The organism is Chelatococcus caeni, assembly GCF_014196925.1.
In the GTDB taxonomy this organism is placed as follows: Bacteria; Pseudomonadota; Alphaproteobacteria; order Rhizobiales; family Beijerinckiaceae; genus Chelatococcus_A; species Chelatococcus_A caeni.
On the sequence record NZ_JACIEN010000001.1, the window covers coordinates 536472 to 549783 of the forward strand.

The 13312-nt window shown below is 68.6% G+C and carries 17 protein-coding genes and 1 tRNA gene; 12 read left to right on the top strand and 6 right to left on the bottom strand.

Annotated features, from left to right (window positions below; genetic code table 11):
• The first annotated feature begins 123 nt into the window (after positions 1-123).
• The 5 genes from GGR16_RS02665 to GGR16_RS02685 all read left to right on the top strand — a co-directional run bounded on the left by GGR16_RS02665 (position 124) and on the right by GGR16_RS02685 (position 3643).
• Positions 124-501, top strand: a complete 378-nt coding sequence (locus GGR16_RS02665) for a gamma-butyrobetaine hydroxylase family protein (protein WP_183315637.1) — start codon at positions 124-126, stop codon at positions 499-501.
• 97 nt (positions 502-598) lie between these two features.
• Positions 599-1843: a PQQ-dependent sugar dehydrogenase gene (locus GGR16_RS02670; RefSeq protein WP_026014837.1), complete on the top strand. Its 1245-nt coding sequence runs from the start codon at positions 599-601 to the stop codon at positions 1841-1843.
• A gap of 55 nt (positions 1844-1898) precedes the next feature.
• The gene (locus tag GGR16_RS02675; RefSeq protein WP_019400539.1) at positions 1899-2228 is read left to right on the top strand and encodes a c-type cytochrome; all 330 of its coding nucleotides are present in this window, start codon (positions 1899-1901) and stop codon (positions 2226-2228) included.
• Positions 2229-2351: 123 nt separating this feature from the next.
• Complete coding sequence (locus GGR16_RS02680; protein WP_183315638.1) at positions 2352-3275, top strand: alpha/beta fold hydrolase; 924 nt, start codon at positions 2352-2354, stop codon at positions 3273-3275.
• On the top strand, positions 3272-3643 hold the full coding sequence (locus tag GGR16_RS02685) for an antibiotic biosynthesis monooxygenase family protein (protein WP_019400537.1): 372 nt from the start codon (positions 3272-3274) through the stop codon (positions 3641-3643). The genes GGR16_RS02680 and GGR16_RS02685 overlap by 4 nt, the downstream gene beginning before the upstream one ends.
• A 40-nt stretch (positions 3644-3683) precedes the next feature.
• Here the strand turns inward: GGR16_RS02685 and GGR16_RS02690 are convergent, their stop codons facing one another.
• Positions 3684-4253 carry a L,D-transpeptidase gene (locus GGR16_RS02690; protein ID WP_019400536.1) on the bottom strand — a complete coding sequence of 190 codons (570 nt, stop codon included), beginning with the start codon at positions 4251-4253 and terminating at the stop codon, positions 3684-3686.
• A gap of 283 nt (positions 4254-4536) precedes the next feature.
• On the opposite strand from GGR16_RS02690, the gene GGR16_RS02695 reads away from it, so the two are divergent.
• Positions 4537-4986: a hypothetical protein gene (locus GGR16_RS02695; RefSeq protein ID WP_183315639.1), complete on the top strand. Its 450-nt coding sequence runs from the start codon at positions 4537-4539 to the stop codon at positions 4984-4986.
• A 337-nt stretch (positions 4987-5323) separates the two neighbouring features.
• On the opposite strand, the gene GGR16_RS02700 is transcribed toward GGR16_RS02695, so the two are convergent.
• Positions 5324-5398 (bottom strand) — tRNA-Val (locus GGR16_RS02700).
• Between the two features lie 150 nt (positions 5399-5548).
• Between GGR16_RS02700 and GGR16_RS02705 the strand changes: the two genes are divergently transcribed.
• The 3 genes from GGR16_RS02705 to GGR16_RS02715 all read left to right on the top strand — a co-directional run bounded on the left by GGR16_RS02705 (position 5549) and on the right by GGR16_RS02715 (position 7206).
• The gene (locus GGR16_RS02705; RefSeq protein WP_183315640.1) at positions 5549-5929 is read left to right on the top strand and encodes a DUF2946 family protein; all 381 of its coding nucleotides are present in this window, start codon (positions 5549-5551) and stop codon (positions 5927-5929) included.
• A 96-nt stretch (positions 5930-6025) separates the two neighbouring features.
• The gene (locus tag GGR16_RS02710) at positions 6026-6589 is read left to right on the top strand and encodes a copper chaperone PCu(A)C (RefSeq protein ID WP_183315641.1); all 564 of its coding nucleotides are present in this window, start codon (positions 6026-6028) and stop codon (positions 6587-6589) included.
• An 11-nt stretch (positions 6590-6600) separates the two neighbouring features.
• Positions 6601-7206, top strand: a complete 606-nt coding sequence (locus tag GGR16_RS02715; RefSeq protein ID WP_183315642.1) for an SCO family protein — start codon at positions 6601-6603, stop codon at positions 7204-7206.
• Between the two features lie 6 nt (positions 7207-7212).
• Here GGR16_RS02715 and gph read toward each other — a convergent pair whose 3' ends face one another.
• A complete protein-coding gene (gene gph, locus GGR16_RS02720; protein ID WP_183315643.1) occupies positions 7213-7908 on the bottom strand; it encodes a phosphoglycolate phosphatase in 696 nt (231 codons plus the stop codon).
• A gap of 127 nt (positions 7909-8035) precedes the next feature.
• Here gph and GGR16_RS02725 point away from each other — a divergent pair, with 127 nt between their 5' ends.
• The 3 genes from GGR16_RS02725 (at position 8036) to GGR16_RS02735 (ending at position 9910) form a co-directional block, all read left to right on the top strand.
• Complete coding sequence (locus tag GGR16_RS02725; protein ID WP_246372788.1) at positions 8036-8479, top strand: hypothetical protein; 444 nt, start codon at positions 8036-8038, stop codon at positions 8477-8479.
• 124 nt (positions 8480-8603) lie between these two features.
• Entirely contained in the window at positions 8604-9305 is a 702-nt protein-coding gene (gene rpiA, locus GGR16_RS02730; RefSeq protein ID WP_183315645.1) for a ribose-5-phosphate isomerase RpiA, read from the top strand.
• A 104-nt stretch (positions 9306-9409) separates the two neighbouring features.
• Entirely contained in the window at positions 9410-9910 is a 501-nt protein-coding gene (locus GGR16_RS02735; protein WP_183315646.1) for a DUF2059 domain-containing protein, read from the top strand.
• Positions 9911-9987: 77 nt separating this feature from the next.
• Here GGR16_RS02735 and GGR16_RS02740 read toward each other — a convergent pair whose 3' ends face one another.
• From GGR16_RS02740 to GGR16_RS02750, 3 genes are all read right to left on the bottom strand, one after another.
• Entirely contained in the window at positions 9988-11490 is a 1503-nt protein-coding gene (locus GGR16_RS02740; protein WP_183315647.1) for a tripartite tricarboxylate transporter permease, read from the bottom strand.
• Between the two features lie 11 nt (positions 11491-11501).
• Positions 11502-11993: a tripartite tricarboxylate transporter TctB family protein gene (locus GGR16_RS02745; RefSeq protein ID WP_019400732.1), complete on the bottom strand. Its 492-nt coding sequence runs from the start codon at positions 11991-11993 to the stop codon at positions 11502-11504.
• 200 nt (positions 11994-12193) lie between these two features.
• Positions 12194-13162, bottom strand: a complete 969-nt coding sequence (locus GGR16_RS02750) for a Bug family tripartite tricarboxylate transporter substrate binding protein (RefSeq protein ID WP_019400731.1) — start codon at positions 13160-13162, stop codon at positions 12194-12196.
• Between the last annotated feature and the right edge of the window lie 150 nt (positions 13163-13312).

Sequence of the window (13312 nt, forward strand, 5' to 3'; positions counted from 1 at the left end):
GGCGCTGCCGCTCTGGCGTCTTTCACCGTACCAATTTAAGTGTCATCGCCAAGGCATCAATCCCGGATCGGCGCATCTCGCATGAAAGCCGATCACGGTCCCGCGCGTGGGAGCACCCGATCCATGGAAAGCATCCACTGGCCGAGCGAGGTCCGCCTGGCGAAGGATCGCCGCCAGCTCCTCGTCACCTTCGAGGACGGGCGTCAGTTCGCGCTCGCGGCCGAATACCTGCGCGTGTCGAGCCCCTCCGCCGAGGTGCGCGGCCACGGGCCGGGCGACCGCAAGACGGTATCGGGCAAGAAGAACGTCGAGATCATCGGCGTCGAGCCCATCGGCCGCTACGCCGTCAAGCTCGTCTTCGACGACCTGCACGACACGGGAATCTACACCTGGGACTACCTCTACGAGCTCGGCGCCGATGTCGAGGCGAAGTGGCAGGCCTATCTCGCGGAGCTCGAGGACAAGGGGCTGTCGCGGGAGCCCGCGGCAAGGAAGAGGTGAGGGAGGGGCCGGGGCGTTTCCATGTCCGTCGCGAAATCCGACTCAGGGCCGCTCGCATAGGATGGTATTCTGGCCGCGCTGTCTGAGGGAGGACATCATGCGGAACAGGACAGTGCTCTTGGCTGCGCTCCTGGCCGGCGCAAGTTTCTCGGCCTACGCCCAGGATAATCTCGAAAAGCTGTCGAAATTCCAGACGACGGGGGTGGCCACGTTCACGACAGTGGACCAGGGCGGCAAGAAAGCCGAAGCCATCCAGGCGATCCTGCAGAAGATCAAGCTGCCGGAAGGATTCAAGATCAGCCTGTACGCCATCGTGCCCGATGCGCGTCACATCGCCGTCGGCCCACAGGGGATCGTCACCTTCGTCGGCACCCGCAAGACGAAGGTCTGGGCGGTGACCGATCGCGACAAGGACCGCGTCGCCGACGAGGTCAAGGATTTCGCGCCGTCCATCGGCTTCACCATCCCGAACGGCCCCTGCTTCTCGCCGGACGGCATTCTCTATCTCGTCGAGCGCAACCGGGTGCTCTCGTTCCCGGCGGCCGAGTTCTTCTACGAAAGCCCCGATGTCGCCGCCTTCAACGTCGTCAAGCAGGGCGAGCTGATCCCGACCGAAGAGGAGAGCTACAACCATACCGCCCGCGTCTGCCGCGTCGGGCCCGACGGCAAGCTCTACATCGCGCTCGGCCAGCCCTTCAACGTGCCGCCGCCGGAAAAGAGCGATCTCTACCGGGAGCAGGGAATAGGCGGCATCATTCGTCTCGGCCAGGACGGAACCGGCCGGGAGGTCTACACCTATGGCATCCGCAATTCCGTCGGCATCGACTTCAACCCCGCCAATGGCGAGCTGTGGTTCACGGACAATCAGGTCGACGGCATGGGAGACGACATCCCGCCCGGCGAACTGAACCGGCAGACGGCCGCGGGGCAGCATTTCGGCTTCCCGTGGTACGGCGGCGGCTCCGTCCGCACCAACGAGTACAAGGATTCCGATCCGCCGCCCGACACGGTCATGCCGGTCGTGGAGACGAGCGCCCACGCCGCTGATCTCGGCATGACGTTCTACACGGGCCGCCAGTTTCCCGAGAAGTACCGCGGGGGCATCTTCCTGGCGCAGCACGGCTCATGGAACCGCACGGAACCCGTCGGCGCCCGCGTGATGTTCGCCCCGGTCAATCCCGACGGCAGCGCCGGGACGGCGGAGGTTTTTGCCGAAGGCTGGCTGGCCGAAAGCGGCGAATATCTCGGCCGCCCGGTCGACGTCGCCCAGCTGCGCGACGGTTCGATCCTCGTATCCGACGATCTTGTCGGCGCGCTCTACCGCATCTCCTACGGCGATTAGACGATCGCTGCGCCGGTGGCCGTCCCGCCGGCGCAGCGCCCTTGCAGGAAGAGCCATGACGATGCGTTCAATCGCAATCCTTGCCGCTGTGCTTGCGGCCGTGCCGGTGCTCGCCCAGGCTGCCGACGTAAAGGCCGGACGGGGGCTGGCTGTGGCGAAGTGCCAGACCTGCCACGGCCTCAACGGCATCGCCACCATTGCCGAGGCGCCGCATCTTGCGGGCGAGAGCGAAATCTACCTCGAGACCCAGCTCAGGGCCTTCCGCTCCGGAAAGCGGCAGCAGGAAATGATGTCGATCGTCGCGAAAGATCTGACGGACGAGGAGATCGCAAACCTCGCCGCATGGTACGCGGCGATCAGGATCGAGGCGACGATGCCGGAATGAGCTGCCGCCGGGCGAGCCGGCGGTCCGACGACAAAGCCGTTCGCATGGAGCCCTGCGCATGATCTTTCGTGGAGCATAATCGCTGGTTGCGAGTTCCGCGCGAAAGGATCCGCGGGAGACTCGATGATGAACGACACGCGATCGCTGGCGCACCCGACGACGAGCGTCGACCGCGCCGTCAGGCACCGTCATATCGAAATCGACGGCATCGGCATCTTCTATCGTGAAGCCGGCCGCAAGGGGGCGCCGGCGGTGCTCCTGCCGCACGGCTATCCCTGCTCGTCCTATCAGTTTCGCAATCTCATGCCGGCGCTCGCCGACCGCTGGTATCTGGTGGCGCCGGATTTTCCGGGCTTCGGCTACAGCGACACGCCGGAGGACTTTTCCTATGACTTCGACGGCTATGCCGATCTGCTCGCAAAGTTCGCGCAGGCGCTCGGCCTTGGCCGCTTTGCGATCTACCTGCACGACTATGGTTCGCAGATCGGGCTCAGGCTGGCGAGCCGGGCGCCGGAGAACATCGCGGCGCTGATCATCCAGAACGGCGACATCTACGAGGACGAGCTCGGACCGAAATATGCGGATCTCAAGGCGTATTTCGCCCGTCCCACCCCCGAAGGCCGCGGCCGGCTCGTGGAGGCGGTGAGCGAGGAGGGCTTTCGCGACGAATTCCTCAACGACGTCCGGGACGCGCTTGCCGCGCGCATCCCGCCGGACCTCTGGAAGCTCAACTGGCCGCTGCTGGCGACGCCCGAACGGCGCGAGATCTGCGTCGGGCTGATGGAGGGGCTCAAGGAGAATCTCGGCTGGTTCCCGAAATACCAGACCTATCTGCGGGAGCATCGGCCGCCGACGCTCATCGTCTGGGGCCCGCAGGACGGCTACATGCCGGAAGGGGCGGCGCGCGCCTATCTGCGGGACCTGCCGGAGGCCGAGTTGCATCTGCTCGACGGCGGCCACTGGGCCCTGGAGACGAATCTCGACGAGATCGTCGCCCTGATGCGCGATTTCCTGGGCCGGGTTCACAGCGAAGGAGGAGCGCGGTGAGCGGTGAAGCGAAGCACCCTTCCATCGCCCGCATCTGGCGCGGCCGCACGCGGCGCGCTGTGGCGGACGAATACGAACGCTACAATTACGAGGCCGGGATAAGGCCTCTGATCGAGAAGGCCATGGGCGTCCAGACCTTCCGCGAGGACCGCGAGGACGAGACGGAGTTCGTGACGATCTCCTATTGGGAGAGCGTGGAGGCGATGTCCCGCTTCACGGGGGATGACCCGACCCGCATCCACCATCTCGAGCGGGATCGCGAGTATCTGATCGAGCTGCCGCAGCGCGTGCAGATCCTGAAGCTGCGTGCCCGGCACGGCAATGTCGGCGCCGAACAGGCCCTGCCCAGTGAAAAAGCCGGCCGCTGAGCGGCCGGCTTCCCGTGACGAACGGCAGTGAGCCTGCCGCTCACCGCATCACGACGACCTTCGTGCCGACGCGCACGCGCTCGTAGAGGTCGACGACGTCCTCGTTCATCATGCGGATGCAGCCGGAGGACACCGCCTGGCCGATGGTGTCCGGCTCGTTGGAGCCGTGGATGCGGTAGAGCGAGGAGCCGAGATAGAGGGCGCGCGCGCCGAGCGGGTTGTCCGGGCCGCCGGGCATGTAGCGCGGCAGGTCGGGACGGCGCTTCAGCATCTGCGGCGGCGGGCGCCAGTCGGGCCACTCGCGCTTCATCGATACGGTCTTCACGCCGCCCCAGGTGAAGCCGGGGCGGCCGACGCCGATGCCGTAGCGGACGGCGCGGCCGTTGCCGAGCACGTAGTAGAGCCGCCGCTCCGACGTGGAAACCACGATGGTGCCAGGGGCATGGCGGCCGTTGTAGGCCACCGTCTCGCGCGTAATGCCGCTCGCCTGGGGCTGGTACTGCTCGGCCTGGTAGAGCGGTTGTCGCGTGAGCGGGTCTATCTGATAGGCGCCGGCCGGGGTGGCCGCGAGCGCCACAAGGCCGGTTATGGCAATGAGGATGCCGCGCATCGGTTGCCTCGATGAGTGGTGCGGGATGATCTTAAGAATGGCAAAAGGCTGTCGAAGGTTCCGCCTCGTCCGGCCAATGTGTCCAAACATCGGCCTTCGCGCAACGACAGTGTGGCGCTCCTGCGGCCAAAACATCGTGATCGCCCCGCGGCGTGGCGGCCTTGCCACACCCGTCGCGTCGGGTTGCTGGCGCGGCGTAAATGAATACTCAACACTCGATGCCGTATTTTAGTCGTATGTGATTAAAATGGGTTCAAACGTCATGGCGGATTCGGCGAATTCAATGCATGGCGCGCAGGCTGACGCGGCCGGAGCGCGCATTCGCACGCTTGCGGCCAATCTCGCCGTCGTGGGCCTCGACAGCGCTCTCGTCTGCGCCGAGACGGGCGGGCAGGGGCGCGGCACGGCGGAGGCGGCGCGTCGTCTCGCCAGGCTGGCGGCCCGCATGGAAAGGGCGGCCCGGCCGCTGGGCGTGCCGCAGCGCGCGGATCAGGAAGGGGACGGCTGGCAGGCCGCGATCGAGGTGGCGGAGGAGGCCTCGGCGGTCGCCGGCAGGCTGCTCGCCGCCGCGGTCAAGGCGCGACGGGCAGCCGATGGTGAAGGCGAGGCGGATGCATCGTCCGCGCCGGTCGGCGCCACGCCCCGCGCCGTGGCGGCGGGCCGGCGCCTCGAGGCCCGCTCCGGCGACGCGCGCCGCATCGCCGCCTGGCTGCGCGCGAACAAGGTGCGTTGACGGAAGAGGAGAGGGAGCGCGCCGTCGGCGCGTGCCCGACCGATCGGCCTGCATACGCCACCGCCGTCATGCCCGCGCTCGTCGCGGGCATCCACGCCGCGAAGTTCGGCAACTGCAAGCAGTCGTTGGCCGGGGCAAGCCGGTCAGGCCTGTCATGTCAAGGGCGTGCAGGCGCGGCGCTCAACGCCGGCCACGGCTCCATCCCGCTGACGATCGCCCCGAACGGTGGGCGTCAATCGACGCATGAGTGCGCAAAAAAGTGCGCAAACCGCGTTGTCGGGCAGTGGCCCACGCGTCAGGAATGGCGCTAACGTATTGATTTTGCTGCGGAAAATGATGGTGGGCGTGACAGGGATTGAACCTGTGACCCCTCCCGTGTGAAGGGAGTGCTCTCCCGCTGAGCTACACGCCCGAGCCATAGCATCGCCTGCCGTTGCAGGGCTCGTAGGGCGCCTTCTATGGGCAGCGCGCGTCGGCGTCAAGCGAGGAAGCGCACAATGTCGCGTTGCCCCTGTGCAAAGGCCGCGCTACTGCTCATTTCATGTGCGATCGAGAGGGATGAATGCGGCTGCCGCGCCTCCTCGCTGTCCTGGCGCTCGCCTATGCGCTCGCCCTGCAGGCCCTGCTTGCGGGGGCGGTGGGCGTCATGCCCGCCACGGCGGCGGATGGTTCCGGCGCCACGCTCGAACTCGCCTGGTGCATGCCGGGGGGCGGCGATCACGCGAGCGGGGACGAGGCGCCCGGCGGGCACCACGACCTGCGCTGCATCCTGGCCTGCGGCCAGCTCACGCCCTCGCCGGCGCTCGTCCCGGCGGCCGTGCCGTCTGCGGCGCCCGTTGCACGCGCTCTTCTCGACGGACCGGCGCCCCTCGCGGCCGAGCCCCTGTCGCGGCGGGATCTCTCCCGCCTCAAGCCGGCGCCGCGTGCGCCGCCGATGATCTGATCCCGATCAAGCGCTTTCAGGCATTCACGGCGTATGTGGGAGCCATTGACGGACATGGGAGCCGTCGCCCGCCCGCCGCCATCGGAGATCAGGTTCATGACATCGCTGTCCCGCGCCGGCCTCGCCGCGCATCCCACCCCATCCCGCCGCCGCTTCCTCGTCGGCGCGGCGGTCCTCGCCGTCGGCCTCGCGGCGCTCCCAAGCTTCTTCTCGGGCCCCGTCTCGGCGCACGGCTACAAGGCCGGCGCCCTCAAGATCGGCCATCCCTGGTCGCGCGCGACGCCGGCCAATGCCCCGGTCGCCGGCGGCTTCATGACCATCGAGAACACCGGCGACATGGACGACCGGCTCGTTGCCGTCAGCGCCGAGATCTCCCCGCGCGGCGAGATCCACGAAATGAAGATGGAGGGGGACGTCATGAAGATGAGCCAGCTCCCCGACGGGCTCGTCATCAAGGCGGGCGAGACGGTGAAGCTCGCGCCCGGCGGCTACCATCTCATGTTCATGCCCTTGCAGCGGCAGCTGAAGGAGGGCGAGGCCTTCAAGGGCGAGCTCGTCTTCGAGAAGGCCGGCAAGGTCGCGGTCGAGTTCAAGGTGGAGGGCATCGGCGCCCGCGGCGACGGCAAGGCCGACGCGCACAAGAGCCACACCACCCATTGAGGAGCAGCGCCATGAGCCGTTTGCGCATCATCCTGTGGAGCCTCGTCGCCGTCATCGCGCTGGTCGCGGGCGCCCTGTGGATCGTCGGCGATCGTCTCGTGGCGCCCCAGGGGGGCGTCCGGACGAGCGGCGTCGCCAATATCGGCGGACCGTTCACCCTGACGACACACGACGGCAAGAAGCTGTCGTCGGCCGAACTGGCCGGGCGCCCCTTCGCCGTCTTCTTCGGCTTCACCCATTGCCCGGACGTGTGCCCGACGACGCTCTTCGAGATGTCGGAGAACCTGAAGGCGCTCGGGCCGGACGGGGACAAGCTCACCGTCCTGTTCATCTCGGTCGATCCCGAGCGCGACACGCGTGAATTGATGGCGACTTACCTCGAGTCGTTCGACCCCCGCATCGTCGGCCTCACCGGCACCCAGGAGGAGATCGACGCGGTGGTGAAGGCCTATCGCGCCACCTACCAGCGCGTGCCGACCGAGGGGGACGGCTACACCGTCAACCACACCGCCTCGGTCTATCTTATGGATCGGCAGGGGCATTTCGCCGGCACGCTCGACTATCACGAGCAGCAGGACACGCAGATGCGCAAGCTGCGCCGGCTCGTCGAGGGCTGACGCTGCTCAGGAACGGGCGAGGGAGCTGCGGCGGGACAGTGCCGCCGCGGCATCCCACAGGGCGTCGAAATGCTCGATGATGATGTCGGGGCCGAGCTCGCTCACCGGCGTCATGGTGTAGCCGAAGGGCACGGCGATGACCGGGATGCCGGCGGCCTTTGCGGTCGCGATGTCGGTCTGCGAATCGCCCACCATCAGGGCCGCCTCCGGCACGCCGCCGGCGGCCGCGACCGTCATCGTCAGGTGGCGCGGGTCGGGCTTCGAGAACGGGAAGGTGTCACGCCCGCAGATGGCGTGGAAGTGCCCCGCGATGCCGAGCGCCTCGAGCAGCATGACGGAATGGTGCTCGAACTTGTTGGTGCAGACGGCGAGCCGCCAGCCGGCGGCGCGGAACCGCTCGAGGGCCGCCGCGACACCGGGAAAGAGCCGCGTCTCGACCGCGATGCGTCCCGCATAGATGACGAGGAAGCGCTCGAAGAGCGCATCGAGATGCGCGGGCGCGACGCTGCGGCCGTTCGCCGCGATGCCTCGTTCGAGCAGCGCCCGGGCGCCTGCGCCGATGAGGTCCCGCGCCTCGCTGAGGGGCAGCTCCTCGAGCCCCTCTTCGGCGAGGATCAGGTTCAGCGTCGCGATGAGGTCGGGCGCGGTGTCGGCCAGGGTGCCGTCGAGGTCGAAGACGATGGTCGCGATGGTGTCGGACATGGCAGAGCGCTAGCCGATGCCGCCGGCGCGGGCAAGCCCGGCGAGCCGTCGGGGCTGTGGGCGGCCCCGTTCCCCGGGGCGGCGCGATGGTAGAATGCCGGCGCGATTCGCCCGCATCGGAGTTGTCATGTCGCCCATCGTGAAGTTTCCCGCCGCCGCTGCGCTGCTCGCCGCCCTCGTCCTGCCCGCGCAGGCCAACCAGTTCGAGTTCAAGGCCGCCCCGCAGACCGACCTCAACCGCATCTACCGCATCGATCGCGTCACGGGCGAGGTCGGCGCCTGCCAGTACGGCCTCAAGGAAGGCACCATCGGCGTCACCTTCTGCTATCCCGCCGGCGAGGGGGCCGGTCCGCAGAAGCCGGGGGAATACGGTCTCGTCGCCTCGCACCACCAGAAGGAGGCGGGCGTCTTCCGCGTCAATTACCGCAGCGGGGAGATGAGCGTCTGCTACGTCTTCAACGATCAGGTCGTGTGCACGCCGCAGGCCACCAGCGCCGCCCCGGCTAGCGGGGAGGGCGGCGAGCAGCCGGCCGGGGGCGAGAGCGGCCAGCGCGGCTCCGGCGCACGGTGAGCCCGCTGCCTTTCCGCTGCCCGAAGCGCATGGTAAAGCGGCTCAGGACAAGCGGACCGGCACGGGCGGCGGCCGACAGGGCATGCGGCGCACCGGCCGGCGGATTCGGGGCGGATTGTTTGGGATGAATGCCGAAGAGATGAAGCGCGCCGCGGCGGCGCGCGCAGCCGAACTGGTGCGGGACGGCATGCGCCTTGGCCTCGGCACGGGGTCGACCGCCCGCCATTTCGTCGCCATCGTCGGCGAGAAGGTGCGGGCCGGGCTCAAGGTCGTCTGCGTGCCGACCTCGGAGGCGACGCGCCTGCAGGCCGAGGCGGAGGGCATTCCCCTCACGACGCTCGACGAGACGCCCGCGCTCGACCTCACCGTCGACGGGGCCGACGAGCTCGACGACAGTCTGCGCCTCATCAAGGGCGGCGGCGGCGCGCTCCTGCGCGAGAAGATCGTCGCGGCGGCGAGCCGGCGCATGGTCGTCATCGCCGATGGCTCCAAGCATGTCGACGTCCTCGGGCGCTTTCCGCTGCCCATCGAGGTCAATCCCTTCGGGCTGCGCGCGACGCAAGAGGCGATCGTGCAGGTCCTCGCGCGGCGCTGGCCCTCGGCCCCGCTGACGCTGCGGCGGGGGACGGACGGCAATCCCTACGTCACCGACGGCGGCCATTTCATCCTCGACGCCGCGCTTCAGCGCATCGACGAGCCGGAGGCGCTGGCAAACGACCTCGTCGCCATTCCGGGCGTCGTCGAGCACGGGCTCTTCCTCGGCCTCGCGTCCGGGGCCGTCATCGCGACGGACGGGGGACTCGTGGAGCTCGGCCAGCTCGGCTGAGACCCCGCAAGATATTGACTTCGATCACGGTTCCGTCGTTCTGATCGCAGCGATCCGCACGACATGCGCATGAAGCGCGCGAGGCGCCAGGGAGATACCGATCAATGAAGCGTACAGCCATTCACGTTGCGGCCGCCGTCGTCGCCTTCACCCTCGCCGGCCCGGCATTCGCCCAGGACACGGGCAGCATCACCCCGGCCAAGGTCGAGGCCGCGCGCCAGATCGTGACGGGCTCGGGCATGGACCGCTCCTTCGAGGCCCTGGTGCCGACCTTCGCCCAGCGCATCAAGCAGACCTACGTCACCCGCCCCGAGGTCACGAAGGACCTCGACGAGGTGCTGGCGCAGGTGCAGCCCTCCATCGAGAGCAAGAAGGATGACCTGGTCGACACGGCCTCCAAGATCCTTGCGAGCCGCATGACCGAGGCCGACCTCAAGGCTGCCGCCGCCTTCTTCGGCTCCGACGCGGGCAAGGCCTATGTCGCCGCGCAGCCGGCGGTCCTCGACGACCTCTACCTCGCCATGCAGGACTGGACCGGGCGCGTCTTCGAGGAGACGATGACCCAGGTGCGCGCCGAGATGGCCAAGCGCGGCCACCAGCTCTGAACCTTCCGCGCGGGAGCGCAGAAAGAAACCGGCGGCCGCCGCGGTCGCCGGTTTTTCTTTGGCCGCCTCCGGCGCCTTCAGTCCTCTTCGGCCTTGAAGCGCGACAGGCCCCTGAAGAGGACGGGAGCCACCAGCGCCAGCGCCGCGATGGCGAGCAGCGTGGCCGCGAGGGGGCTCTCGATCAGCGCCATCGGGTCGCCGAGGCTGATCTGCAGCGCGCGCCGCAGCTGTGTCTCGGCCATCGGTCCGAGGATGAGCCCGACCACCATCGGCGCGATCGGGTAGTCGTAGCGCCGCATGACGAAGCCGAGGAGGCCGAAGACCGCGAGCATGACGAGCTCGACGGGCGAGGGGTTGGCGGCGATCGTCCCCATGGCCGCGAAGACGAGGATGCCCGCATAGAGCCAGGGCTGCGGAATGGCGAGCAGCCGCACCCACAGGCCGATGAGCGGCAGGTTGAGGATCACCAGCATCACATTGGCGATGAACAGGCTGGCGATGAGGCCCCAGACGAGGTCGGGCCGCTCGGCAAAGAGCAGCGGGCCGGGATTGAGGCCGTACTGCTGAAAGCCGGCGAGCATGATGGCCGCCGTCGCCGAGGTCGGCAGCCCGAGGGTGAGGAGCGGCATCAGGGTGCCCGCGGCGGAGGCGTTGTTGGCCGCCTCGGGACCCGCGACGCCCTCGATGGCGCCCTTGCCGAATTCCTCCGGGTGCTTCGTCAGCCTCTTCTCGATGGTATAGGAGAGGAAGGTCGGGATCTCGGCGCCGCCGGCGGGCAGCGAGCCGATGGGAAAGCCGAGCGCCGTGCCGCGCAGCCACGGCTTCCACGAACGCTTCCAGTCCTCCCTCGTCATCCACAAAGAGCCGCGCACCGGCTCGATCGTCTCGGGCGCGTGCTTCATGCGCGAGGCGACGAAGAGCGCTTCGCCCACGGCGAAGAGCCCGACGGCCAGCGTCGTCACCTCGATGCCGTCGAGCAGCTCCGGCACGCCGAAGGTCAGCCGCGCCTGGCCGCTCAGCGCATCGATGCCGACGAGGCCGAGCATGAGGCCGATGAAGAGGCTGGTGAGGCCGCGCAGCGGTGAATCGCCGAAGGTCGCCGATACGGTGACGAAGGCCACGATCATCAGGGCGAAATAATCGGCCGGTCCGAACTGGATGGCGATCTCGACCAGCCACGGGGCGAACAGCGCAAGGCCGATGGTGGCGATGAGCCCGGCGACGAAGGAACCGACGGCGGAGGTGGCGAGCGCGGGCCCGCCCCGCCCGGCCTTGGCCATCTTGTTGCCCTCGAGCGCCGTGATCATCGAGGCGCTCTCGCCGGGCGTGTTGATGAGGATCGACGTGGTCGATCCGCCGTACATGCCGCCGTAGTAGATGCCGGCGAACATGATGAGCGAGCCCGTCGGGTCGAGCTTGAAGGTGACGGGCAGGAGGAGCGCCACGGTGAGCGCCGGGCCGATGCCCGGCAGGACGCCGACGGCGGTGCCGAGGAAGACGCCGATGAGGGCGAAGAGCAGCTTCGTCGGCTCGAAGGCGACGGAAAAGCCCTGCGCCAGCGCGAAGACGGAATCGAGCACCGGAGGACCTTTCAGAAAAGCCGCTCGATCGGCCCCTGCGGCAGCGACAGGGCGAGAAGCTTGGTGAAGCCGAGATAGACGAGCAGGCCGAGCACGACCCCGATGCCGAGATCGGTGGCGAGCGCCCGCCGGCCGAAGCCGCGCGCCGTCAGGCCGAAGAGCAGCGCCATGGCGGGAATGAAGCCGCCGCCGGCGGTGATGGTCGCGATCATGGCGGCGATGCCGGCGAGGATGGTGAGGACGGCGGCGTTGTCGCTCTGTTCCGGCACCGGGATCTTGCCGCGCACCGCGGCGACGATCGTACCGGCGGCGAGCGCGGCAAGGCCGGCGGCGACGGCCCAGGAGGCGGCGCTCGGGCCGATGCCGGCATAGCTCGACACCGCCCCCATGCCCATGGCGTCCCGGGCGACGGCTCCCGCGAGCGCCAGCAGCCCGGCGGCGATGGCGAAGCCGACGGGATCACGCTTGCGGCCGTCGTTCCGGCCATCTTCCTCTTGCGTCATGACAGGCTTCCTTCCGGAGGGCTCCCGCGGCGTGGCTGCGTCATCGGCTGCCGATCGGGCGCGGCAACGCGTGAAGGCCGGGCGGCGGGACCGGAGATGCGAGGACGGTGCGGGAGCGCGGGCGGGGCGCTCCGCAGATGGGGCGAGGGCGGCGGCGAACCCATCCGCCGCCCTTCGGGAATGACGCGCGGTTCGCGCGGTCAGTTCACGAGGCCGATCGACTTCAGCACCTCGCCGACGCGCACCTGCTCGTTCTTGAGGTAGGCCGCGAAGTCGTCGCCGGCGAGATAGGCGTCGTCCCAGCCCTTGGCCTTGAGCGTCTCCTGCCACTGGTTCGACTTGACCATCTTGTCGATGGCCTCGAGCAGCGCCTTCTTCTGCTCGTCGCTGAGGCCCGGAGGGGCGACGACCGAGCGCCAGTTGACGATGGCGAGGTCGATGCCCTCGGACTTCAGGGTCGGGGCGTCGATGCCCTGCACCGGCTCCTCGGCCGCGATGGCGATGAGGCGCAGCTTGCCGGCCTTCACCTGGCCCTCGAACTCGCCGTAGCCCGACACGCCGGCCGTCACCTTGCCGCCGAGAATGGCCGCCAGGGCCTCGCCGCCGCCGGAGAAGGGCACGTAGTTGATCTTGGTGGGATCGACGCCGATGGCCTTGGCGAAGAGCCCGACCATGATGTGGTCGGTGCCGCCGGCCGAGCCGCCGGCCCAGGTCACCTTGGCGGGATCGGCCTTCAGCGCCTCGGCGAGGTCCTTCGCGCTCTTGATCGGCGAATCGGCCGGCACGACGATCGCCTGGTTCTCGGCCGTGAGCCGCGCGATCGGCGTGACCTGCTCGAGGGTCACGGGCGACTTGTTGGTGAGGATGGCGCCCACCATGACGAAGCCGTTGACCATGAGCTGCGAGCCGTCGCCCTTGGCATTGACGAATTGCGCGAGCCCGACGGTGCCGCCGGCGCCCGGCACGTTGACCACCTGCGCGCTCTTCACGGCGCCGCTTTCGGTCAGGGCCGCCTGCATGGCGCGCGCCGTCTGGTCCCAGCCGCCGCCCGGCGCGGCCGGCGCCATGATCTTCAGTTCGAGGCTCTGGCCGAGCGCGCCCGTGGACAGGCCCGCGGCCACGACGAGCGCGGCGACGGCCCCGGCGACCGATTTGTACGAACGGAACATGTGCTTCCTCCCATTTTACGGACTATTCTTGCTGATAGGACGCGGACGGTATCGGCGGCTTCTTCCCCCATCAAGCGAACTTCACGCCACAATATATCGCAACAATAGCGCCGTCGCGGGCCTTTGCGGCTTCCCCTTTCGCAGGGCTTC

Coding starts and splice junctions, on each gene's coding strand:
- GGR16_RS02735 (WP_183315646.1), top strand. CDS start 9,410: ATGAAGCGTACAGCCATTCACGTTGCGGCCGCCGTCGTCGCCTTCACC.
- GGR16_RS02710 (WP_183315641.1), top strand. CDS start 6,026: ATGACATCGCTGTCCCGCGCCGGCCTCGCCGCGCATCCCACCCCATCC.
- GGR16_RS02725 (WP_246372788.1), top strand. CDS start 8,036: ATGTCGCCCATCGTGAAGTTTCCCGCCGCCGCTGCGCTGCTCGCCGCC.
- GGR16_RS02705 (WP_183315640.1), top strand. CDS start 5,549: ATGCGGCTGCCGCGCCTCCTCGCTGTCCTGGCGCTCGCCTATGCGCTC.
- GGR16_RS02695 (WP_183315639.1), top strand. CDS start 4,537: ATGCATGGCGCGCAGGCTGACGCGGCCGGAGCGCGCATTCGCACGCTT.
- GGR16_RS02745 (WP_019400732.1), bottom strand. CDS start 11,993: ATGACGCAAGAGGAAGATGGCCGGAACGACGGCCGCAAGCGTGATCCC.
- GGR16_RS02715 (WP_183315642.1), top strand. CDS start 6,601: ATGAGCCGTTTGCGCATCATCCTGTGGAGCCTCGTCGCCGTCATCGCG.
- GGR16_RS02670 (WP_026014837.1), top strand. CDS start 599: ATGCGGAACAGGACAGTGCTCTTGGCTGCGCTCCTGGCCGGCGCAAGT.
- GGR16_RS02750 (WP_019400731.1), bottom strand. CDS start 13,162: ATGTTCCGTTCGTACAAATCGGTCGCCGGGGCCGTCGCCGCGCTCGTC.
- GGR16_RS02690 (WP_019400536.1), bottom strand. CDS start 4,253: ATGCGCGGCATCCTCATTGCCATAACCGGCCTTGTGGCGCTCGCGGCC.
- gph (WP_183315643.1), bottom strand. CDS start 7,908: ATGTCCGACACCATCGCGACCATCGTCTTCGACCTCGACGGCACCCTG.
- GGR16_RS02665 (WP_183315637.1), top strand. CDS start 124: ATGGAAAGCATCCACTGGCCGAGCGAGGTCCGCCTGGCGAAGGATCGC.
- rpiA (WP_183315645.1), top strand. CDS start 8,604: ATGAATGCCGAAGAGATGAAGCGCGCCGCGGCGGCGCGCGCAGCCGAA.
- GGR16_RS02680 (WP_183315638.1), top strand. CDS start 2,352: ATGATGAACGACACGCGATCGCTGGCGCACCCGACGACGAGCGTCGAC.
- GGR16_RS02675 (WP_019400539.1), top strand. CDS start 1,899: ATGACGATGCGTTCAATCGCAATCCTTGCCGCTGTGCTTGCGGCCGTG.